General features: G+C 49.4%; 16 protein-coding genes and 2 pseudogenes. 16 read left to right on the top strand and 2 right to left on the bottom strand.

What is annotated here, in order from left to right; translation table 11 throughout:
• The first annotated feature begins 1 nt into the window (after position 1).
• Together DACE_RS00990 and DACE_RS00985 are read left to right on the top strand one after the other, a co-directional pair.
• Positions 2 to 1771 (top strand): AMP-dependent synthetase/ligase, encoded by a 1770-nt coding sequence (locus DACE_RS00990; protein ID WP_162013575.1) that lies wholly within the window; start codon positions 2 to 4, stop codon positions 1769 to 1771.
• A complete protein-coding gene (locus DACE_RS00985; RefSeq protein WP_005997597.1) occupies positions 1768 to 2892 on the top strand; it encodes an SDR family oxidoreductase in 1125 nt (374 codons plus the stop codon). The genes DACE_RS00990 and DACE_RS00985 overlap by 4 nt, the downstream gene beginning before the upstream one ends.
• Before the next feature lie 88 nt (positions 2893 to 2980).
• Here DACE_RS00985 and pepA read toward each other — a convergent pair whose 3' ends face one another.
• Positions 2981 to 3754: a flocculation-associated PEP-CTERM protein PepA gene (gene pepA / locus DACE_RS00980; RefSeq protein ID WP_005997596.1), complete on the bottom strand. Its 774-nt coding sequence runs from the start codon at positions 3752 to 3754 to the stop codon at positions 2981 to 2983.
• Positions 3755 to 4249: 495 nt separating this feature from the next.
• Positions 4250 to 5278, bottom strand: coding sequence for a PEP-CTERM sorting domain-containing protein (locus DACE_RS18580; RefSeq protein ID WP_005997595.1), 1029 nt, complete (start codon positions 5276 to 5278; stop codon positions 4250 to 4252).
• Between the two features lie 421 nt (positions 5279 to 5699).
• Here DACE_RS18580 and DACE_RS16900 point away from each other — a divergent pair, with 421 nt between their 5' ends.
• The 14 genes and pseudogenes from DACE_RS16900 to DACE_RS00905 all read left to right on the top strand — a co-directional run.
• Positions 5700 to 6425, top strand: coding sequence for a PEP-CTERM/exosortase system-associated acyltransferase (locus DACE_RS16900; RefSeq protein WP_005997594.1), 726 nt, complete (start codon positions 5700 to 5702; stop codon positions 6423 to 6425).
• Positions 6426 to 6515: 90 nt separating this feature from the next.
• Entirely contained in the window at positions 6516 to 9170 is a 2655-nt protein-coding gene (prsT, locus tag DACE_RS00965) for an XrtA/PEP-CTERM system TPR-repeat protein PrsT (RefSeq protein WP_005997593.1), read from the top strand.
• 24 nt (positions 9171 to 9194) lie between these two features.
• Positions 9195 to 10334: an exopolysaccharide biosynthesis polyprenyl glycosylphosphotransferase gene (locus DACE_RS00960; RefSeq protein ID WP_005997592.1), complete on the top strand. Its 1140-nt coding sequence runs from the start codon at positions 9195 to 9197 to the stop codon at positions 10332 to 10334.
• A 69-nt stretch (positions 10335 to 10403) separates the two neighbouring features.
• Positions 10404 to 11560, top strand: a protein-coding gene (locus tag DACE_RS17750; RefSeq protein ID WP_155808926.1) for an IS3-like element ISDac1 family transposase whose coding sequence is annotated in 2 segments (ribosomal slippage) — positions 10404 to 10653 and positions 10653 to 11560 — 1158 coding nt in all. Because the reading frame shifts where the segments join, the coding sequence is not laid out codon by codon here.
• Positions 11561 to 11570: 10 nt separating this feature from the next.
• Positions 11571 to 11798, top strand: a pseudogene (locus DACE_RS00945) (sugar transferase); the annotation flags it as partial.
• Between the two features lie 2 nt (positions 11799 to 11800).
• On the top strand, positions 11801 to 12601 hold the full coding sequence (locus tag DACE_RS00940) for a polysaccharide biosynthesis/export family protein (RefSeq protein WP_005997585.1): 801 nt from the start codon (positions 11801 to 11803) through the stop codon (positions 12599 to 12601).
• A gap of 36 nt (positions 12602 to 12637) precedes the next feature.
• Positions 12638 to 14209, top strand: a complete 1572-nt coding sequence (locus DACE_RS00935; RefSeq protein WP_005997584.1) for an XrtA system polysaccharide chain length determinant — start codon at positions 12638 to 12640, stop codon at positions 14207 to 14209.
• Between the two features lie 65 nt (positions 14210 to 14274).
• A complete protein-coding gene (locus DACE_RS00930) occupies positions 14275 to 15132 on the top strand; it encodes an XrtA-associated tyrosine autokinase (RefSeq protein WP_005997583.1) in 858 nt (285 codons plus the stop codon).
• A 41-nt stretch (positions 15133 to 15173) separates the two neighbouring features.
• Complete coding sequence (locus tag DACE_RS00925) at positions 15174 to 16433, top strand: TIGR03016 family PEP-CTERM system-associated outer membrane protein (RefSeq protein ID WP_005997582.1); 1260 nt, start codon at positions 15174 to 15176, stop codon at positions 16431 to 16433.
• 47 nt (positions 16434 to 16480) lie between these two features.
• Positions 16481 to 17548 carry an XrtA/PEP-CTERM system-associated ATPase gene (locus tag DACE_RS00920; protein ID WP_005997581.1) on the top strand — a complete coding sequence of 356 codons (1068 nt, stop codon included), beginning with the start codon at positions 16481 to 16483 and terminating at the stop codon, positions 17546 to 17548.
• Positions 17545 to 18453 carry an XrtA system polysaccharide deacetylase gene (locus tag DACE_RS00915; RefSeq protein WP_005997580.1) on the top strand — a complete coding sequence of 303 codons (909 nt, stop codon included), beginning with the start codon at positions 17545 to 17547 and terminating at the stop codon, positions 18451 to 18453. The genes DACE_RS00920 and DACE_RS00915 overlap by 4 nt, the downstream gene beginning before the upstream one ends.
• The gene (locus tag DACE_RS00910; protein ID WP_005997579.1) at positions 18450 to 19475 is read left to right on the top strand and encodes a FemAB family XrtA/PEP-CTERM system-associated protein; all 1026 of its coding nucleotides are present in this window, start codon (positions 18450 to 18452) and stop codon (positions 19473 to 19475) included. Before DACE_RS00915 ends, DACE_RS00910 begins: the two co-directional genes overlap by 4 nt.
• Positions 19472 to 19762 carry a hypothetical protein gene (locus DACE_RS16895; RefSeq protein WP_005997577.1) on the top strand — a complete coding sequence of 97 codons (291 nt, stop codon included), beginning with the start codon at positions 19472 to 19474 and terminating at the stop codon, positions 19760 to 19762. The genes DACE_RS00910 and DACE_RS16895 overlap by 4 nt, the downstream gene beginning before the upstream one ends.
• Before the next feature lie 15 nt (positions 19763 to 19777).
• Positions 19778 to 20692 (top strand): annotated as a pseudogene (locus tag DACE_RS00905) (TIGR03087 family PEP-CTERM/XrtA system glycosyltransferase); the annotation flags it as partial.
• Between the last annotated feature and the right edge of the window lie 141 nt (positions 20693 to 20833).

The following is a 20833-nucleotide window of genomic DNA, read 5'->3' as shown; positions in this document are numbered from 1 at the left end:
CATGTTGATTGATCAGGTTGAGACCGTATGTGGCCTTCTCTCCAGGCGTGTGGAGTGCTCTGGAGCTGAGCGCTGCCTGTTTTTTAAAGAGGAGCGGCAATGGCGGGGATTGACTTGGGACGAGTTCAACGATTTGCTTGATAAAATGATGGCTTATTTGCATCAGGCCGGGTGCCGTCCCGGTGACCGGATTGGCATAATGGCCAAGACCAGCTTGCTCTGGGATCTGTGCCACTATGCGATTCTCAAGCTCGGCGGTGTTGTTGTCGGTCTCGATCCTCATGATACTGCCGAGAATGTGGTACACATCATTGGCCAGGCCAAAATCCGTGGTGTTTTCGTGGACAGTGATGCGCTGGAGGAAAAAATGGCAGCCCATGATGGCGCTCTGTTCTTCATTTTGCAGGGTGAATATTGTTACGCTGACGGGTTGCGTATTTCTGGTCAGGAGAGGAGCGCGCAAGGAGATATCCCACTGGCAAAGGTTGCGAAAGATAGCCCCGCCACGATTATTTTTACCTCCGGTACAACCGGAACCTCAAAGGGGATTGTTTATAGCCATACTCAGGTAATCCAAGCCTGTCGCGCCATTTTGTCCCGTTATCACGATGTGGCATCCGATGCTCATTTGCCCTGTTGGTTGCCCTTGTCCAACCTGTTTCAGCGCATGTTGAATTTTGCCGGGATTTCCGTGGGGGCGAAACTGTTTTATGTTGCCAATCCGATGGAGATTGTTCAACAGCTCCCGGAAATTAATCCTGATGTACTGATTGGTGTGCCCCGTTTTTACGAGAAAGTTCACGAAGGCGTGATGCAGACGATGAACCGGCAACCCTGGCCGGTGAGAAAGTTGTTTGCCGTTTGCCTTTATCTGCGCAGAGCCAATGCCGTTCAGGAAACAAGTTCTGGTCCTGGGAGCTGGAAACAAAAACTTGCTGACCTCCTGGTGTTGAAACGGGTTCGGCAACGCATTTTCGGGACTCGTCTTCTTTATGTTATCAGTGGATCCGCTCCCATGCCGCTGTGGTTATTGCGCTGGTATCAGTCGTTGGGTGTTCTGGTTCTTGAGGCCTATGGGATCAGTGAAAATATCATTCCCATCGCCTGTAATTCATTAGATGGCTACCGTTTTGGAACCGTTGGTAAGGTTCTGCAGGAAAACACCGTGCACGTGGCTGAGGATGGTGAAATTTTTGTCAAAGGTCCTGGCGTATTTGAGGGTTATTTGACCGGTGATGCACAGGACAAATTAACGCTGGATGGCTTTTTGAAAACAGGTGATGAAGGAAGTCTTGATGCCGAAGGCTTTGTCACGTTGCAGGGGCGCAAGAGTGATTTTTTTAAAACCTCTACCGGTAAAAGGGTTAGCCCGATGGCGCTTGAGGCTGCTTTGCTGCAATTGGATGCGTTTGAGCATGTGCTGGTCATTGGGGAGGGGAGAAAAGTCCCAATCATTCTGGCGACACTGGCGCAGGAGAGTGGAAAGGGCCTTGCCGAGGTCGAATCTCACGTGGTGCGTGCCAAGATCAATGCCTTAGCCAAAGAGATGTTCCCCAGTGGTTTGAGGCCTGCTGCCGCTGTTCTGTTGCCCCACTCTTTCACTCTTGCCGGGGGGGAGCTGACCGCAAATTTGAAACTGAGGCGCAAGGTGATTTCTGAAAAATATGCCCAGCTCATTGATGATGTTTATCAGCGCATTAGCGCGAAGGATCTCCCTGTTGAGGACATCTATATTCTCGAAGACTCGCAAGGAGGTATTGTCCGGTTATGAACGGTTTCTTTGTAACAGGTGCTTCTGGTGTGGTTGGTTCTGCTCTGGTGCCTATTTTGTTGCAGCATTACGACGGCAATATCTATCTGTTGTTACGTGCTGAAAACGATGTTCATCTCCAGCAGCGCTTAGCCGAGCTTATTGATTACTGGCAGATCACACTGCCAGAGGATGCGCAGCGGCTTATCCCCTGCCGTGGGGACATGACGCAAGCCCGGCTCGGCATGGCTGAAAACAGTTATAGCGAGGTTGCGCAGCAGTGCCGCTCCATTATTCATTGTGGGGGAGTGGTGCGGATGAATCTCTCTGTCCGTGAAGCGCGTCAGGCGGCGCTGTTCCCGGCGCAGGAGATCGTCGCGCTGGGCCAAAAAATGCACGCGGCTGGCGGATTGAAGAAGATTGATTACATCAGTACTGTAGGTGTCATTGGTAAGCTCCATCGTCCCTTGACCGAATGTTTTGTCGAAGAGAAGCGCACCTTTCACAATACCTATGAACAAGCCAAAGCGGAAACTGAGGATTATCTTGCTTCACAAATGCTGAATCTACCGATCACAATCCATCGACCCAGCATGGTGGTGGGTGATTCACACAGCGGCAAAAATATCAACTTTCAGGTGTTCTACCACCTGTGCGAGTTTCTTTCTGGGAAGCGAACGTTTGGTCTGTTGCCTGATTTGGCTGATGCCGTTCTTGATATTGTGCCGTCCGATTATGTGGCAGCAGTCATCGCCTGGTCTGCGGGACAAACGGCTCTGGCTGGACTAATCCTCCACGAATGCTCCGGAACTTCGCTGGCATTGAAGGTGGTTGATCTGGAGCGCGATCTTTTCAATTACCGCTATTTTTCTCAGGGGCGTCGTTTATTTGGCCACCGCAACCTTCATCTTCCTGTGCCGGTGTTCAATGTGCTGATCAAGATAGCGAGCCTGTTTGTGCCGCAACGTGAAGCCAAAGTGCTCAAAACCTTGCCACACTTTCTCGAGTATCTCAGAGATCCCCAGGTGTTTGAAGATCAGCAAACGAGTCGTTTGCTGGCGGGTGAATCTATCTATAAACCGGCGCCACTAGATTATCTGCCTGTTGTTCTGGAGTATTATCAAAAGAACAAACGGGCCTGAATCTTTCATTTCACAAAACAAGGGGAGGCTACTGCAGTAGCCTCCCCTTGTTTGTGTCAGAATTTTATTTGTTCTGAGTTTTTGCGCTTTACGACTTGCGGCGACGGCTCAGAGCCAAGCCGGCAATGCCGATGCCGAGCAGCAGATAGGTGCCGGGTTCCGGGACCACATCAAATTTGGCTTCGAAGTCAGGAGAGTTCCATTCAACCAGATAGTCATCACCCACTACCCACAGGTTATTCTGGTCAATGCGACCGGCGACCATTGACAGCAGCCACCCTTTGTCAGCTAAATACTCTTCGTCGCTGCCCCAAAATAGATCATTTACGGTGTCAAATTTGAAGGCTAAATCAACCAGCATTGCCAGATCGTTCTCGGCCAGAAGTGAGCCAGACAAAGATGATGTCAGAGCACTTGTGAGCGAAAGGGTTGCAACGTCGATATCTGCTCCATCATAGTCCCCGATGACCCCTGAAATGTCAGAATAGATCTGGATGGTTCCAAGTGAAAATTGAATGTTCTGGTCATTGTAGTACGTACCTTCAAGATGAACATCTGCGTAAAGGGTTGTGAAATCGAAAGTGCCCGTTGCACTGGGGAGCGCACTATCCTGTCCTTGGTCAATCTCAAGTGTGAAATCTTCTGTAAATGCTCCCGTCAAAATATCCTGATAGGTGAAGATATCACCGACTTCACCAGCATCACTATTGAACTCGGACCAACCTGTCAGAGACCAGATATCCATATCAACCAAATTTGCATCGTTTCCGCTACCGGTCTGGTCGAAGCTGATGTAATACGCTTGGGCCGAAGAGAGTGAGAACAATGTGATAAACACTGCTAGCAGTAATCTTTTTTTCATGGTCTGTCTCCTTTGCTGCCTTTAAGTGAGGTAACGCGTCATTTGCTAACGGAATATCTTTAAATCGTATTTGTCTTATATGGAATGCAATACCGGTGCCATGTGTATAAGTTGCCGATATCATTTGACTTATTATGTTCTGTGGACGTTGTGTAATGATGTCCGACACTAAATGCAGGTTTTCAAGGGAGTTGTTGGTGAGCAATAGTGCAATTCGCTGGCTTTAATGCCCGGCAAGGTGCCTTCCTGAAGGTTCTAACATGGGGCGGTTTTTTTAGCTAAGTCTTGTTTGATGGCTAAAATACAAGTCTTTTAGAGCGTTTGCTTTCTGCTCAATAGGGATGTATGCAAGGGATTGATGGTACCCTTTGCCTGAACACCTCATGTTCAGGAGTGTAAATCTTTTCGACACTGCTTTATTCAAGATCAAAAAAAGAGGTGCTCTGAAGAGCACCTCTTTGTATCGAATCGGTTTACCTTGTGAATAGTTTTGTTCTACTTGCGACGCCTTAAGTATGCGCCTAGGCCAAGAAGCCCACCACCCAAAAGAATCAGGCTTGATGGCTCTGGAATCGGCTCAGGAGGAACGTCTCCAGGAACGGTATAGCCGGTCAAGAAAAACTCTTCGCCGCCGTTATTTAATCCATCGAAATGAAATTCGACGACAAACAGGTCGTTGGGGTCGTATAAGCTCAGATCCATGGTTGGCGAGTACAGAGCGTAATCGGAAAAGCCTGAGCCGTTATAGTCCACATCATAAGAGGTTCCTGAGGCGCCGGTAATCTCCAATTCTCCCGGGACATACACATAGGACCCGGTATCAACGTCGTTGCCGTCTTCATCTTGGCTTCCGCTCGGGTCGTAATAGGTGGCGTAAGGCATCGGATCTGTAGGCACGGGATTGTAATTCCCATCCGGAATGATATCGAACGACCATGATTCGACCAATGTGCCGGTTACGTCGTCGAGAAGCTTAACCTGTCCGGCCGCCCACAGCCAATGAATATTGGTCTGGTTGACATCAAAAAGGAAGACTGGGGTGTCGTTGTCAGGATTATAGGCATGCAGATAATCCAGGACTTGTCCGACCGTGGCAGGGCCGTTGACATCATCTGGCGTTCCGTCATTGTTTTGATCATTTTGTCCCCAGTAGCCATCCAGTTTAGGACCGTCGCTAACACCAGTATTAGTATTTACCGGATCCTCAAAGTTCATCGTGCCGTCAGGGCCTATCCCAAGGTTACTCGTTCCACCCGCTTGGGTGTAAAGAACGATGTCCTGACCACCAACACCGGCGTTCGCTGTAAAAGATTCAGATCCCTCAAGGTCTACGGGGCCATTGTTGGCCAGCTCATCCAGTAACCATAAATTGTACGAGTAGAACTCGTCATACATTATGGCTGCTGGGATGTAGCCGTCATACACCTCAGTCGGGTTTGGAAGATAGGCTAACGCATTTGCGCTCATTGGCATCAAAAGAGCAAGGGCGAAAAAGAAATTGAGAACGTACGATGTATTTTTCATAACCGGCCTCCGTCAAATCTATGTAGGGCAAGAGGAATGAATAGGTTTTGTCTATTGAATTTACATAAATCATACCAATATTAAACAGTCCTATAAAATCAGCAGGTTATAAAAACGGTATTTTGCTGGCAGGAAAAGTGTAAAGAAAAGCGACAGGTAAAGCGGCTCGAATGCTGTAAGTGTTTGGAACGACTTTTTTCTAGGTGTTGGGATTTTTAACAGGCTCGCACTATATTGCTTATTGCGATTCTTAAATAATGTGCTAATAATTGCTTCATAAAATAGAGTTAACTGAGTGGCGTATGCAAAGTTTGTGGAACATTCTGGGAAAGATCAAAGGGTCACAATTACTGCGTCTTTAGCGATGAGTCAGTGCGAAAGCTTGATCTGACTTAATGGAGTTATTTTGAGGTGACCCGCTGTGACTTGTGTTTTTTCCCAGAGTGTACCGAATGTTGTCGCGGAAAATTTTCGTTTTAAATATGTCGATGTTGATCATTTCCTCATGGAGGAAATTTATCGCCTGAGATATCAGGTCTATTGTGTAGAACGTGGTTTTGAGTGTCTGGAAGACCATCCGGGCGGTTTGGAGATGGATATCTATGACAGATACTCGAATCATTTTTGTGTTGTTTCGACAAAAAGCGAAAAGATTATTGGCACGGTACGACTCATTCTTGATTCTTCCATAGGCCTGCCTATCGAACGCCACTGCGTGCTGGATGAGAAAAAAAAGTATGCGGGGGCGCCAACAAAAATTGGTGAAATATCCCGTCTTGCTGTCAGCAAACATTTTCGACGTACAGAAATCAGCCGCGTGTTAGGGGAGCTCCAGAATATCGACTTAAAAGGGTTTGATCAGGTGGAAAGGATCAAGCATTCCTTGGAGGAATACCTCATAGTCGGTTTGTACCAATGTCTTTACCACCACAGCTTGAAACTGGGGTTGACGCATTGGTACGCCGTGATGACCGAAGGGGTGTACGCCTTATTGCGGCAGTGGGGTGTTGTCTGGACTCAGGTGGGAGAAGAAACGGACTACCATGGCCGCCGGATTCCGTATCTGGCGGAAATCGAAAAGAACGAACAGAGTGTCTCATTGTCTAATCCGCAGCTTTTGGAGTTGCCGAACGGCTGGGAGGCATAATCTGTGGTTGAAGCGTAAGTGTGGCATGTTTTGAGCGTCTTTAGCTCGTCGAAAAAAATTTAAAGGACATTTTAAGTTTAGGGATGGTCTATGAAATTTTTACGAAACACAATTATTGGGGTCACTTTTCTTGGTCTGCTGGTCGCGTGTCAGGGGCAAACCAAAGAAGGCCTGGTCAAGGACGGTAAGGAAGCCCTGCAGCAAGGGAACCCATTAGGTGCGGTGGTTTTTTTCAAGAATGCCCTTGACCAGGATCCCAATTATATTGAAGCGCGTCATCAGTTAGGGTTGGCCTATTTGAAGGCGAATAAGCCTGGTCAAGCTGAAAAGGAATTACAGAAAGCCCATTTGCAGGCTCCACAAAATGGTGACGTTCTTTTGGATCTTTCCTTGGCCTATCTGGTGCTAAATCAGGGAGGTGAAGCTGAAAAATATGTCGGCTTGTTCTTGGAATCACATGAGAAGAACTCACGCTCGCAGGAATATTTAGGGCTTGTTGCGCAATTTCAGGGGAATCTGGCGATTGCGGAATCTCTTTTTACTGAAGCCATAGAACTTGATGGGCATAACGAAGATGCCTTCCTGGCCCAGATTCGTTTGCTTCTGATGCAAGAACGCCGCAAAGATGCCGAGGTGTTGCTGCAGTCAGCGCTGAAGAAATTCCCTCAACAGGAAAAATTTTATTTCATGTTGGCCAGCCTGAAAGCGCGTCAGGGGCGTATGGACGAAACCCTTAATGCGTATCAGCAGGTCATTGCCATTGATCCGGGAAACATCATAGCTCGTTATTGGGCGGGCATGTTGTCTTTGGATATGGGCGATATTGTTGGGGCGCAACGTTATGCCGATGCGTTGAAACAGAATTTCCCCAAACATCCAGCAGGAAAACGTTTGAATGGAATGATTCTCTATGTTCAGGGGGACTACAAAGCAGCAGCAGTGGCCTTAAGGGAGTCTCTCAAAGGGATGGCCGACTTGGCCGGTTATTACTTCCTTGGTCTGACTGAATTTCGTCTGAAGCACTATGAGTTGGCACTCAATCAGTTTCAGCAGGCTCTGGACCTTCAGCCAAACCATGTTCAGGCACGCGTTATGCTCGGCATGACGCTTTTGCAACAAAAGCGCATTGATGACTGCATCTACCAAGTGACGCAGGTTTTACAGGAGCATGATGACTTGGCTATTGTTCATAATGTGCTCGGAACAGCTTATCTGAGTAAGGGCGATTTTGATCTGGCAACAAGACACTTTGATCGAGCGATCGCCCTTGATCCGTTGCTTGCCGATCCTCATTTGAAAAAAGGGTTACTGAATCTTTCTCAACAGAATTCACAAAAGGCCGAATTTGAGCTGGAGAAAGCGCTGGAAGTTGCTCCAGAATCGTTGAAAACACGATTTCTTTTGGCTTCACTTTACTTGAAACAGGAGAATTATCAGGGTGTTATAGATCTTCTTCAAGAGAGTGTGGGTAGCTCAGAGCAAGATGCACTGCTGTATAACTATATGGCGGCGGCTTATCTGGCACAGAAACAAGATGAAGAAGGGCTTGCTGCGTTGAAGAAAGCGAAAGCCATAAAGCCCAACTACCTGGCACCCTATTTTAATCTGGCAAATTATTATTTGATCCATCAACAGCGAGAAGAGGCTTTGGAGGAATATCGTGCTGTTTTGGAGGTTGCTCCAGATAACCTCAGAGCGTTGATTTCCATGGCATCACTAGAGGAGGTTGGTGGCAACAATGCGGCTGCAGAAGCTGGTTATGAGCGTGCGCGAAAGACCAATGAACCGAGAGGGTATATGGCGCTGGCAGGATATTTCCAGAGAAGCAGTGCACCGCAAAAGTCAGCGCAGGTGGTCGAGGACGCCTATCACGCACATCCACAAAATCCGACAATCCTCAAAGCTCGGGGTCGCTTGAAATTGGAGCAAAAAGATTTTCCGGCGGCAATCGAGACGTTTAAAGCCTTGGAAGCTGTCAGTCCGACAGCGGGAATGCCGTTTCTGGCTGCAGCCTGGATTGAGGCCGGGGAGCAGAATAAGGCCATCTCCATGGCTGAAGATGAAATTTCACAACATCCCAAGGGCGGTGCCGGTTATTTGTTACTTGCCGCTGTCCAGCAGCAACTGGGGCAACCGGAAAAAGCCATTAGCGCTTTGCAGCAGGGGATCTCTCTGGCCGACAATCCGCGTTTTTTGTTGCTGCAGCTCGGTGGTTTGTACCTTAAAACCGGGCAAACCAAACAGGCTGAAGATGTTTTTCATAAGTTGCGTCAACAGTATCCGGAATTTGTTCCTGGAACATATGCCTATGGCATGTTTCAGGACCAGCGAGGCAACAAACAGGATGCCGAATCACTCTACCGTGAGGTGCTGGCAAAAGCAGAAAACCATACTGGCGCGATGAATAATTTGGCTTACCTCTATGCGGAGAATAATAGCGCGCCGCAAGAGGCTCTTACCTTGGCGATGCGGGCTTTTCGTAACGAACCTTCCAATCCGGTGATTCTCGATACCCTGGGATTGGCATTAATCAAAAATAAACGCTACGACGAAGCTATTTCCATCTTAGCAAAAGCGGTTGAGCTGCTCCCCAAAGTTGCGATTGTCCATCTTCATTACGGGCAAGCATTAAGTGGGGCAGGACAGGTCGATGAGGCCGAAAAAGTCTTGGGCTATGTGGCTGGTCTACAGGTCGAGCCTGAGTCCCGTCGTGCCCAACAACTTTTGAATCAGCTGCAACAGTAGTCATAAGAACGTAAGGAAAAGGCAATGCAAAAAATTTCCTCCTTGTTGGTCGTTGTTGACCTAGCTTTAGCCACGTTGTCTCTTGTGCTTGGGCATGTTTTTTATGTGGGAGACACCTGTGGGCTCAGGACGTTTAGTGGCGCAGGCGGCTTCAGTTTGTTGTTTTTTGTCCTGTTGACAACATTTTCGAGCTATTTCTGTGAGATCTATCGCTGGGAAAACGCCTTTGGCCGATTGGACCGGATTGCCCGCACCGGTGTTGCTGTCAGCTTGGCCTTTTTCATGTTTGCCTCGCTTTCATTTGTCATGCCTATGGCCATGATCGGGCGTGGAATGTTACTGATTTCCTTAGTGATCTTTGGTTTGTTGCAGTTTTCCGTCCACCAGATGCTTATGTCGATGATGGGAACGACAGCCTTATCAACACGGGTGTTGGTTGTGGGCTGTGGGACATTAGCGGCAAAGGTTGAAAAATTATTGCAGGGGCAGAAGGGACAGCAGGTTCTGGTTGGTTTTGTCCAACCGGAAGCGGAAGAATGCACTGTTGATGAGGAAAAAGTGCTTGGTTATGTCGATGATTTGGAAAAACTGGTTTCAACCACGTGTACTAACCGGGTTGTGGTCGCCCTAACCGAGCGCCGTGGCAGTTTGCCGTTACGTGAATTGCTCCATTGTAAACTCAATGGCATCGAAATTGTTGACGTCCAGACCTTTTACGAGCAGATGACCCGCAAATTGCTGATCGAAAATTTTCAGCCAAGCAGTTTTATCTATGCCAACGGTTTTCGTATCACGGTCATTGGCCGCTTTATGAAGCGGGTTCTCGATATTTTCTTGTCTCTGGTGGGGATTGTTCTGTCCTTTCCAGCTTGGCTTGTCGTGGCGTATCTGGTGCGTTCCGATTCCCCTGGCCCGGTCTTTTTTCGCCAGGTTCGCGTGGGAGAATGGGGACGCCATTTTACCTTATATAAGTTTCGCACCATGTGTGAGGACGCCGAAAAGGAAACGGGGGCCGTATGGGCGACGGAAAATGATCCGCGGGTGACCAAGGTGGGCGCTTTTTTGCGTAAAAGCCGACTCGACGAGTTGCCGCAACTGCTCAATGTTCTTATGGGTGACATGAGTTTTGTCGGGCCGCGTCCGGAGCGCCCTGAATTTGTGTAGTGGTCTACTAAACTTGGACACCCACAAAGGTGGTAACATCCACCTAAACGAGAAAGGGGTCTAAGGACTATGGGAAGAAAAATATTCACAAATGAATTCAAGGTTGAATGTGCCAGCCTTGTTTTGGATCAGGGATACAGTGTCCCAGATGCTGCCCGAGTTATGGATGTTGGAGAAACGGCCATGCGTCGTTGGGTAAAGCAGCTCAAACAGGAACGAGCTGGGACGACACCGGAAACTCCAGCCCTTACAGAGGACAAAAAGCGTATCCAGGAACTCGAAGCCCATATTCGTCGTCTGGAGAAAGAGAAGCAAATCCTAAAAAAGGCTACCGCTCTCTTAATGTCGGAAGACAAGCTTCGTTTGAGTTGATCAGTACATTGAGAGAGCATGACTGCGTTTGTGTCCTTTGCCGTCTTTTTGATGTTTCGCGTTCTAGCTACTATGCCTATTTGAATCGTCGAGCTCATCCAGATACTGAACGCATCAAGTTACGTATTCGGATCAAGGAGTTGTTCAATAAAAGTCGTTATTCAGCTGGAAGCCGCAGTCTTACCAACATGTTACGCAGTGAAGGCATCACCATAGGACGTTTCAAAGTACGTCGTCTGATGCGTGAGGCGAGCTTATTCAGTAAACAACCTAAACCACGTTTGTACAGAGTTGCCAAAGTAGAACATCCAAAGATTCCGAACCTGTTGAATCGGGATTTTGATGCGAAGAGGAAAAACCAGACATGGTGTAGTGATATTACCTATGTTCGAGTTGGAAAACGGTGGATTTATGTCGCTGCGGTATTAGATCTTTACACTCGGCGTGTTGTTGGGTTGAGCTTATCAGAAAACTGTGACGCACAACTTGCAGTTAACGCTGTCAAAAACGCTTATCGGACAAGGAAAAAGCCAACTGGGGTTTTGGTTCACACAGACCAGGGACAACAATATGGCAGTGATTTGTTCTGTCTCCAGCTTCGATGCTATCAGATGAAACAGAGCATGAGTCGGCGAGGAAATTGCTGGGATAATGCACCAATGGAGCGTTTGTTTCGCAGTTACAAAAGCGAATGGATGCCAAAAGGTGGCTATCAAACGTTTGCAGAAGCACAGCTCGACATCGAGCACTATTTTATGAACTATTACAACTGGAGCAGACCTCATCAAAGAAATAAAGGAATGGCTCCGGCTGTAGCGGAAAAAGAACTTATATCTGTGTCCAAAAATAGTTGACCACTACATTGTCGAAAAACTTTCCATGAACATTCCATATTACTTTGCTCGCCACACCATCAAGCCCGGAGTTACTGGGTGGGCCCAGGTTTTCTATCCCTATGGCGCTTCCGAAGAAGATGCCATGGAGAAGCTGAGATTTGACCTTTACTATCTGAAAAATTATTCGATGACTCTCGATGTGTTGATCATTCTGGAGACTATCAAAGTAGTGCTTCTGGGACGAGGAGGACGATAGATATGAAACGAATCTTTTGGGCACTGATGTTTCTGGTCGTGTTGGCGACACCGGTGTGGAGTGCGGATTATGTGGTCGGTGCCGGTGATAATCTGAGTGTTTCGGTGTGGGGCGTCCCAGAGCTAAGTGTTGCTGTGGCCGTAAGGCCGGATGGAAAGATTACGCTGCCTGCGGTTGGTGATGTGGAGGCTTCGGGGAGGACGCCTTCCCAGTTGAGCACAGAATTGACCAACGTCCTCAGTGATTACGTTAAAAATCCCATCGTTACGGTGACGGTTGCCCAGGTGACCAACAACCGAATCTATATTTCCGGTGGGGGGGTGCCAGCGCAGGTGCGTCATTTCGTTGGCAGTACATCCCTGTTCAAACTGCTTTGCGGTCTTGAAGGCATTGAAAATGCTGACCTGCAGCGTGGCTTTGTTCAGCGTGGTAAAGAAAAGCTGACTGTCGACATGTATGACCTGTTCAACCGCGGCAATCTCGAAGCAGACATTGATCTTGAGGCGGAAGATATTCTGTTCCTGCCGACCAATGAGCTGAACAAAGTGTATGTCGTGGGGGCTGTTGCCAATCCACAGGCGATTGTTTATCGCGATGGCTTGTCTATCTTGGATGCCATTCTGGAGTCCGGCGGGTTTACTAAATTTGCAAAAACCAGTGCCGTGTTGATTTTGCGCAAACAAGGTGAAAAACGTGAACGAATCAAACTGAATATGGATGACCTCATGGAAGATGGGGTGCTCAGCGAGAATATTCCCATGCAGCGTGGCGATTATGTGTTGGTGCGCGAAGGCATGTTTTAACTGTTTTTATTCTTTTCCAGAAATGGACCGTAATAGATGGATTCTTCACTCGCTCAAATAAAAAAATATCTGCAGATTCTTTATAACCGGCGTTATCTGTTTTTGCTGACAGCCGTCACAATCAGCTTGGTGATTGTGGTTTACAGCTTTTTTGTCCCCAAACAGTATGAAGCTAAAAGCACTGTTTTTATTGAAAAAAATGTAGTGAATAGCTTGCTGAAGGGACTGACGGTGACCCCGTCCATGAACGATCGTATCCGGGTGTTGCGTTACCATATGCTCAGTCGCGATATCATCTCCAGAGTTTTGAAAAAATTGGATATGGACGCCAAGGTTGAGACAGCGCAGGCTTTTGAAAGCCTGATCAAGCAGTGTCAGGAGATGACAAAAATCAACATGAAGGGCAATGACTTGTTCTTCGTTTCCCTGATCAATTCCGACCCTGTTTTTGCCCGCGATTATATCAACACCTTGGTGAATACGTATGTTGAAGAAAATATCTCGTCGAAGCGTGAAGAGTCCTTCGGTGCTGATCGTTTCCTGTCTGAACAGGTGACGTTCTATAAGCAAAAACTCAATACGTTGGAAGATGAGATTTATCAGTACCGAAAAAAAACCGGCATTTTTTCAACGGTGACCGAAGCTTCAATTGTTGAAAGCATCAGCACCATGGAAGAAAGCCTCAGACAACTGCAAAGTAAGAAAAATGAACTGATTGCAACGGTGAAAACCATCAATGACCAATTGGCCTCTATGAAGTCAGCTGCTGCCAATGGAGGGTCATTGGCAGGGCTCGATCTGATGATCGGCTCTGATGAAGAGATGCGAATTGAGTCGTTGCAGGCGCGACTTGATGAGCTGTTGCTGGTTTACAATGAGTCTTATCCGGGGGTGGTTAAAATTCGGGAGCAGATTGCCGCGTTGGAACAGCGGCGTGATGCCCAGCCGGAATCCCCGGTCGCCGAAAATGAGGATCTGTTCAACCCGGTTGAGGATCCGATCTTCGTTGACCTGAAGATGCGCAAGAATGCGGCGCAATCCGACCTTAATGCGTTAAAAGCCCGCGAGACGGAAATCCAGACACAAATCGTTGATAACAAACAGATCTTGGAAAACTTCCCACGAGACAAGAAGGCGTTGGCTGAAATGGAGCGTGAGCGGGGCATGATCAAAAATGTTTATGAAACGTTGCTCGAGCGCGTCGGTATGGCTGAAGTCTCCAAACAGATGGAGGTTGCCGATAAAGCGACAACGTTTCGTATTGTCGATCCGGCAATTTTGCCGACATTTCCCGTTGGTACCAAGCGCTTGTTTAAAATGCTTCTTGGACTGTTTGTCGGGATTGGTGCTGGTGTCGCTGCTGTGGTAGCGCGCGAACAGTTGGACGATACGGTTCGCGATGCCGATGTGTTGCGATCCAAAGGGATCACGGTTCTGGCTGAAATCCCTTTGATGCATAGCGACGAGGAGATGGCCAAACACAAGAAGCGAGATAAATGGGTTTATTCCTATGCCGTAGCATGTTCGAGCCTTATCGGATTACTGTTGATACATGATGTTCTCAGGTTGTCTCTGATGGACAGACTCGTTGTCTGGCTTACATCGTAATCGGTGAAACGCTCAAGAGGTTTGACTGGTCAGGAATAACGGCACTTTTGAATTTTGGAGTATCCATGAGTCGCATTGATAAAGCCATTGAAATGGCAACAAAGAAACGCCAGAGCGCAGATCGTGAAAAGGGGGAGGACGCTGTTGAGTCTGCCCCGGTGAGTGATGCGCCCTTTGTCCCGGAAGAGGCCCCGCAGGATGTACCGCACCAGGCTGCGCCTGAGATGGCAGCTCCCCTTCTGAATAATCCGTTTTTGGTGACGGCTCATGGAACAAGCGGAGCGGCGTCAGAACAATATCGTAAGCTGAAGTCATCCATTGTCAAGCTGACCCAGCTTGGCCGGTTTGATAAATCGCTGATGGTGACCAGTGCCACTGGCGGTGAGGGAAAAACCCTGACGTCCATCAATCTGGCCATCACATTGGCGCAGGAGTATGACCATACCGTCTTGTTGGTGGAGGCTGATATCCGGTGTCCGTCGATCATGAGATATATGGAGTTGGAATCCTCAATTGGTCTGACCGATTGTGTTCTTGACGGTATCGATGTCGGTCAGGCCCTGGTCAAGACCGGGATTGGCAAATTGAGTATTTTGCCCGCCGGACGCTTAGTCGACAACCCGGTTGAGTTGTTTTCCTCCAATCGGATGCAGGAACTGCTGCAAGAGATCAAAAGTCGTTACCCAGACCGTTATGTGATTGTCGATACCACCCCACTACTGCCCTTTGCGGAACCGCAGTTTATCGCCAATGTTGTGGATGGGGTGTTGTTTGTTGTTCGTGAGGGCTACACCTCTACCGATAAACTGACCAAGGCTCTCGGCTTGCTCAAAAACCACAACCTGCTTGGCGTGGTGTGCAATGCCGTTCGGCAATACCAGGATAACCGCTACGGATATTACGGGTACTACGGATACAAATAATGAGATTGGTTCGCATCACCGGAAAACGACGGAGAGATGTCATGACGATTGGAAAGACACTATTAGTCCTATTGGCTGCGCAGTTGTTGATTTGCACCGTCGCTTGGGGAGAGATGCAGGTGACGCCGAAGTTTTCGTTACGGGAAGAATATAATGACAATATCGACCTTGAACGTGATGGCGAAAGCGATTTTATTACCCTGATCACGGCAGGCTTTGAAATTGATTGGGAAACACGTCTTTTCGAACTCAATCTTGACCTTGGCCTGGAATACGAAAAATATCTGGATAACAGTGACGAGGATGATCTGCGCCCCAGTCAAGGGACTCACCTCGAATCGACATTTCATCTCTACCGTGACACGGTTTTTCTCCGCATCAGCGATACCTATGAACGCGTTGCTATTGATGAAGGGGACCAGGGTGGCATCGACAACAATCTGACCAATTTGACAGACAGCAATCGGCTGGAAATCAACCCGTATGCCCTGTTTGACCTGTCCCGCACCATGCAGCTGCGCCTTGACTACCAGTACGAAAATTTGTGGTATGACGAAGAGGAAGGCGATGATGCTGAATACCATCGCTACAGCGCCACGCTGTCCAAAGCGTTGACCGCACATATCAGCTCCTCTGTGACCGGAGGGTTTACCCAATATCGTCCCAAGGACGCCACGGATTCGTTATATGACGCCACCGGGGAAGAGGAGTATGACCGGCGGGACCTCAGCCTGGGGCTGCAATGGCAGCCTGTTGAGCAGATGATTTTTGCCGGCAATATTGGTCGGGCCTGGCTTGATTACGAATTCAGCGACGATTATGACACCAACCTGATGGGGCTGCGTATGGATTACCAGCTTTCCAGAACGCTGTCGTTGGCACTTGCTTATCAAGAAGACATCACCGCCAGTGTTGAAGATGGGGCTCAAGACCGTCAGGAATACACGTTTGCTCTCGGCTACAGTGACCGTATCAGCGTCCAGTTCGATCTGTTCACTCGTACGGATGACTATGTTGAACAGAATCGTCAGGACGATGCGACTGGCGGTAGTTTGAGTTCAGAAGTGCCTTTTGATGACAAGTTTGGCATGAACACGTTAATTCGCTACACCGATTATGATGAGGATTCGCCAGAGTACTCAGAGCAATATCAGCGCTACGGGTTCCGTTTTGCCCTGTATCGTGAATTGCGCCAGGGGCGGATTTCGTTGGGTTACACCTATAACCGCAACGATTCCGACCAGCGCAACGAGGACTACACCAACAATATTATCTATGCACAGTTGGCGTTACGCTGGTAACCGATCGGAACGCTCGGCTGGGAGATGCATAAGTAACGGATATTCGGATGTATGAAGCTTATTTTTGTTTAACCACCAAGCCGTTTGAACTGGTGCCCAACCCACAGTTCCTGTTTTTGAGCCATTCACATCGAAAGGCCATCAACTACCTGACCTATGGCTTGCAGGAACGTGCGGGTTTTATTCTGCTGGCTGGAGAAGTCGGATCAGGAAAAACCACCATTGTTCGGAATCTGATCAAGGATCTGGACGAGGATATTGCTCTGTCACGCGTGTTTAACACGCGGGCCGATGCCAGACAGGTGCTGGCCATGATCAATGAGGACTTTGGTCTGGTCGTCGAAAATAAAGATAAAGTGACCCTGCTCAGTGAGTTGTATGACTATCTGGTTGAACTGCATGCCGCAGGCAGGCGAGCCGTTATTATCATTGATGAAGCCCAGAACCTGTCTGTCGAAGTGCTGGAGGAGATTCGCCTGCTGTCCAACCTGGAGGCGGACACCGTCAAGTTGCTGCAGATTGTGCTGGTCGGTCAACCCGAACTGCTCAGCATGATCACCCAGCCGGAATTACGCCAGTTGCGGCAGCGTATCGGGATTCATTGCCACCTTGAACCACTCACCCGGGATGAGACCGAAGCGTATGTTTACCATCGTCTCGAAACCGCTGGCAATCGTGAGGCCGTGGTCTGGCATGAAGGGGCTTTTGACCTGTTGTTTCATTACAGCGGTGGGGTGCCGCGCCTGATCAATCTGTTTTGTGATTTTGCTCTGTTATGTGCCTTTGCCGAAGAGAGCCGAGACTTGACCCTGGAGTTACTCCATGAAGTGATTGGCGATATTACCTGGGATCAACAGGAAAGCACCTCGGCCACAGTCCAGCTCAGAGAACTCAAAGTCCGTACCGGGGTATCCGGTTCGCCGGAACAAAGGCTCACGGCACTTGAGAATCTGTGGGGGGAAGGCGGCGAGATGGTGCGCCGCCTTGAAGCCCGTGACGAACGCCTGCAGCAGATTCAGCTGGAGAGCATGCGGCGCATGGAAATGTTGTTGGAGCGGATTTCCGATCGCCTTGGGGCACTGCTGGTCGCGGGAAAAGGGAGGCGGGGGCAATGACAACTCAGTGCAAACAGTCAGCGCCTTTGACCAACCTGCTCAGCATTGATGTTGAAGATTACTTCCAGGTCTCGGCGTTTGAAAAGGTCTCGCCACCAACCAGCTGGGAGGAGCGAGAGTGGCGCTTTGAAGCCAATACCGAACGCGTGCTGGAATTGCTCGAAGACTCGGGCGTTCATGCGACCTTTTTTGTGTTGAGCTGGGTGGCTGAGCGGTGCCCCGCCCTGATTCAGCGCCTGGTCGCCGCCGGTCATGAGCTGGCCAGTCACGGTCATGGCCACCGGCGCATTAACACCCTGTCTCGCGATGAGTTTCGTGCCGATATCCGCCACGCCAAACAGCACCTGGAACAGGTGTCGGGAACGGAAGTCTGGGGCTACCGGGCGCCGAGTTACTCGATCTCCCGCCAGACATCGTGGGCGTTTGATGAACTGATCGAGGCAGGTTATCGCTACGATTCGAGCATTTTTCCCATGCGGCATGATTTTTACGGCATGTCCGACTGGCCGCGCTTTGCCGGGTTTGCCATAAAGGACGAACAGGGAGGCTGGCAAGCCGGTGAGCCGACGGATGGGCAAGCCTGTTTACGCGAACTGCCGATTTCGACACTGCGTCTTGCCGGTAAAAACCTGCCCATTGCCGGGGGCGGCTATTTTCGTCTGCTGCCCTATTGTGTGACACGGTGGGGGTTGCAGCGTATCAATCAGCAGGATGGTCAGCCCTTTGTATTTTATCTGCATCCTTGGGAATTTGATCCCTCTCAGCCTCGCATGCAGGGGGCTGGCTTGAAGAGCAATTTCAGACATTATCTGAATTTGAACAAGACGCAGCCGCGTTTCAAAAAGCTGCTGGAAGATTTCAATTTTTCTACCATTCGTGATGGTTTGGGATTGGCACAGGCATGATGCGGATACGGCGAGCGACCTATGAAGATCGTCAGCGCTGGGACGATTATGTTGCCGGTCATGATGACGGTACGCCCTACCAGTTGTGGGCCTGGCAGCAGGCTGTCGCAAAAGCGTACGGCTACCGCCACCACTATCTGGTGGCTGAAGATGGCGCAGAGATTTGCGGCATTCTACCATTGATCGATTTTCGCATTCCGTGGCGAGGATCCCGCCTGATTTCCCTGCCGTATTGCGATGCCGGTGGTGTACTGGCGCGGGATTCTGACGTGGTCGAGGCATTGCTGGAACAGGCCGAACAGAGTGCGGTTTGCCAATTGCGGTCCATTTTGCCGCAACGGCCGCATCTGGCGAACCAGACCAACAAAGTGCGCATGGTGCTCGATTTGCCCGAAAGCAGTGCCGCCTTGCTGGACGGCATGAAATCGAAGTTGAGAAGTCAGATCAAAAAACCCCAGCGCGATGGACTGACTGCGCGTCTCGGCGGGCTGGAATTGGTCGACGACTTTTATTCCGTCTTTGCTGAGAACATGCGCGATCTAGGTTCGCCGGTGCACAGCCGCCGGTGGATTGATGCCGTCGTCGAAACTTACGGCGCAAATTGCCGGGTCGGCACGGTTTTTACACCTCAGGGCGAGGTTGCTGCAGCTGGAATTATTCTCCTTCACCCTGATCTGGTGGTGATTCCCTGGGCTTCGGCGCGACGCCAGTTCAACAAGATGAACCCTAACATGTTGCTGTACTGGACGTTTCTCTCGTTTGCCTGTGAGCACGGTTATCCCCGTTTTGATTTTGGCCGTTCAACGCCGGAAGAGGGAACCTATCGATTTAAAAAGCAGTGGGGCGCGAGCCCGCAACCGCTTTACTGGTATGACCTCTGTGCCGATCAGACGGAGAAAGCGACGGCTGGTCACGGAAGCACGTCACCACTGCGTCACTGGGTGACCAGCCTGTGGCAGAAGCTGCCGTTACCCGTCGCCAATACCTTGGGACCCGAGCTGAGAAAGTATATTTCACTATGAAAAAAGATGTTCTCGTCCTCGCGCATCGCATCCCTTTTCCCCCCGATAAGGGCGATAAGATCCGTACTTATCACATGGTGCAGCATCTGGCCCGACACTATCGGGTCACTCTGGTATGTCTGATTGATGACCCTGAGGATTGCCAACACATTCCTGCTCTGCAGCAGATGGTTGATCAGTTTCATTGCCGGGTACGCACCGGGAAAACCATGTGTGTGTATGCTGGCATGTCGCTGGTTACCGGACGTTCCTTTTCCCAGCAATGCTTTTATTCCCATCCTCTGTAACAGACCGTTGATGATTATCTTGAACAGCAGAACCCAGCGGCTATCCTCTGTTTCTGTTCCTCCATGGCGGACTATGTGTTTCGCTCGCGTCATTGGCCGGAGCGGTTTCATCACGTCACACTGCTTGATGATCTGATTGATGTCGATTCGGAAAAATGGCTGCAATATGCCGAAAAAAAAACTCCGCTGATGCGTTGGCTCTATCGGCGCGAGGGACGCTTATTGCGAACCTTTGAGCAGCGTATCGTTCATGAGTTTGATCGGGTGTTTCTGGTTAGTGAAGAAGAAAAAAATGTGCTCGGTGAGCATGTCAATGTCGATAAGGTTGAGGCGCTGTCCAACGGTGTGGATCTCGATTATTTTTCTCTTTGCGGTGTTGATCAACAGCGTTTTTCCACGGAGCCGTGCAAGCTGGTATTTTCCGGGGCCATGGACTATTGGCCTAATGTCGAGGGGGCGGTGTGGTTTGCGGAAAAGATTTTCCCCCTGATTCGTCAGCAGGTTCCTGAGGTGTCGTTCTGCATTGCCGGGCGCAATCCAACGCCTGCGGTGCGTGCCCTCGAAAAAATACCTGGTATTGACGTGACTGGCACGGTCCCCGATATGCGCGATCACCTGGCCACGGCGACCATCTGTGTCGTGCCGTTGCTGATTGCCCGCGGCATTCAAAACAAAGTGCTCGAAGCCATGGCTATGGAACGCCCGGTGGTGGCGACTCGTGGTGCGGCAACCGGAACCCATGCCGTTGATGGTGAAGAACTGATTGTTGCCGACGACGAAGCGACAATGGCCGCCGCGATCATCGATTTGCTTGACGATGAACCCCGTCGTCGAGAAATGGGCACTAACGCAAGAGCCTATGTGGAACGACAGCACAGCTGGGCTTCTCATCTGCAACAATTAAATGGAATCATTGAAGAAAGCGCTTAGTACTGATTGCTTAGTAAAATTTCTTCAGAACTCAGAACTCAGAACTCAGAACTCAGAACTCAGAACTCAGAACTCAGAACTCAGAACTCAGAACTCAGAACTCAGAACTCAGAACTCAGAACTCAGAACTCAGAACTCAGA

Origin of the sequence: Desulfuromonas acetoxidans DSM 684 (assembly GCF_000167355.1) — a bacterium.
GTDB classification, from domain to species: domain Bacteria; phylum Desulfobacterota; class Desulfuromonadia; order Desulfuromonadales; family Desulfuromonadaceae; genus Desulfuromonas; species Desulfuromonas acetoxidans.
This window is presented reverse-complemented; position numbering and strand designations above follow the sequence as displayed.

Bases quoted from the DNA above. Each gene is read 5' to 3' on its own strand.
- DACE_RS00990 (WP_162013575.1), top strand. From the start codon at position 2: ATGTTGATTGATCAGGTTGAGACCGTATGTGGCCTTCTCTCCAGGCGT.
- DACE_RS00985 (WP_005997597.1), top strand. From the start codon at position 1,768: ATGAACGGTTTCTTTGTAACAGGTGCTTCTGGTGTGGTTGGTTCTGCT.
- pepA (WP_005997596.1), bottom strand. From the start codon at position 3,754: ATGAAAAAAAGATTACTGCTAGCAGTGTTTATCACATTGTTCTCACTC.
- DACE_RS18580 (WP_005997595.1), bottom strand. From the start codon at position 5,278: ATGAAAAATACATCGTACGTTCTCAATTTCTTTTTCGCCCTTGCTCTT.
- prsT (WP_005997593.1), top strand. From the start codon at position 6,516: ATGAAATTTTTACGAAACACAATTATTGGGGTCACTTTTCTTGGTCTG.
- DACE_RS00960 (WP_005997592.1), top strand. From the start codon at position 9,195: ATGCAAAAAATTTCCTCCTTGTTGGTCGTTGTTGACCTAGCTTTAGCC.
- DACE_RS00940 (WP_005997585.1), top strand. From the start codon at position 11,801: ATGAAACGAATCTTTTGGGCACTGATGTTTCTGGTCGTGTTGGCGACA.
- DACE_RS00935 (WP_005997584.1), top strand. From the start codon at position 12,638: ATGGATTCTTCACTCGCTCAAATAAAAAAATATCTGCAGATTCTTTAT.
- DACE_RS00930 (WP_005997583.1), top strand. From the start codon at position 14,275: ATGAGTCGCATTGATAAAGCCATTGAAATGGCAACAAAGAAACGCCAG.
- DACE_RS00925 (WP_005997582.1), top strand. From the start codon at position 15,174: ATGACGATTGGAAAGACACTATTAGTCCTATTGGCTGCGCAGTTGTTG.
- DACE_RS00920 (WP_005997581.1), top strand. From the start codon at position 16,481: ATGTATGAAGCTTATTTTTGTTTAACCACCAAGCCGTTTGAACTGGTG.
- DACE_RS00915 (WP_005997580.1), top strand. From the start codon at position 17,545: ATGACAACTCAGTGCAAACAGTCAGCGCCTTTGACCAACCTGCTCAGC.
- DACE_RS00910 (WP_005997579.1), top strand. From the start codon at position 18,450: ATGATGCGGATACGGCGAGCGACCTATGAAGATCGTCAGCGCTGGGAC.
- DACE_RS16895 (WP_005997577.1), top strand. From the start codon at position 19,472: ATGAAAAAAGATGTTCTCGTCCTCGCGCATCGCATCCCTTTTCCCCCC.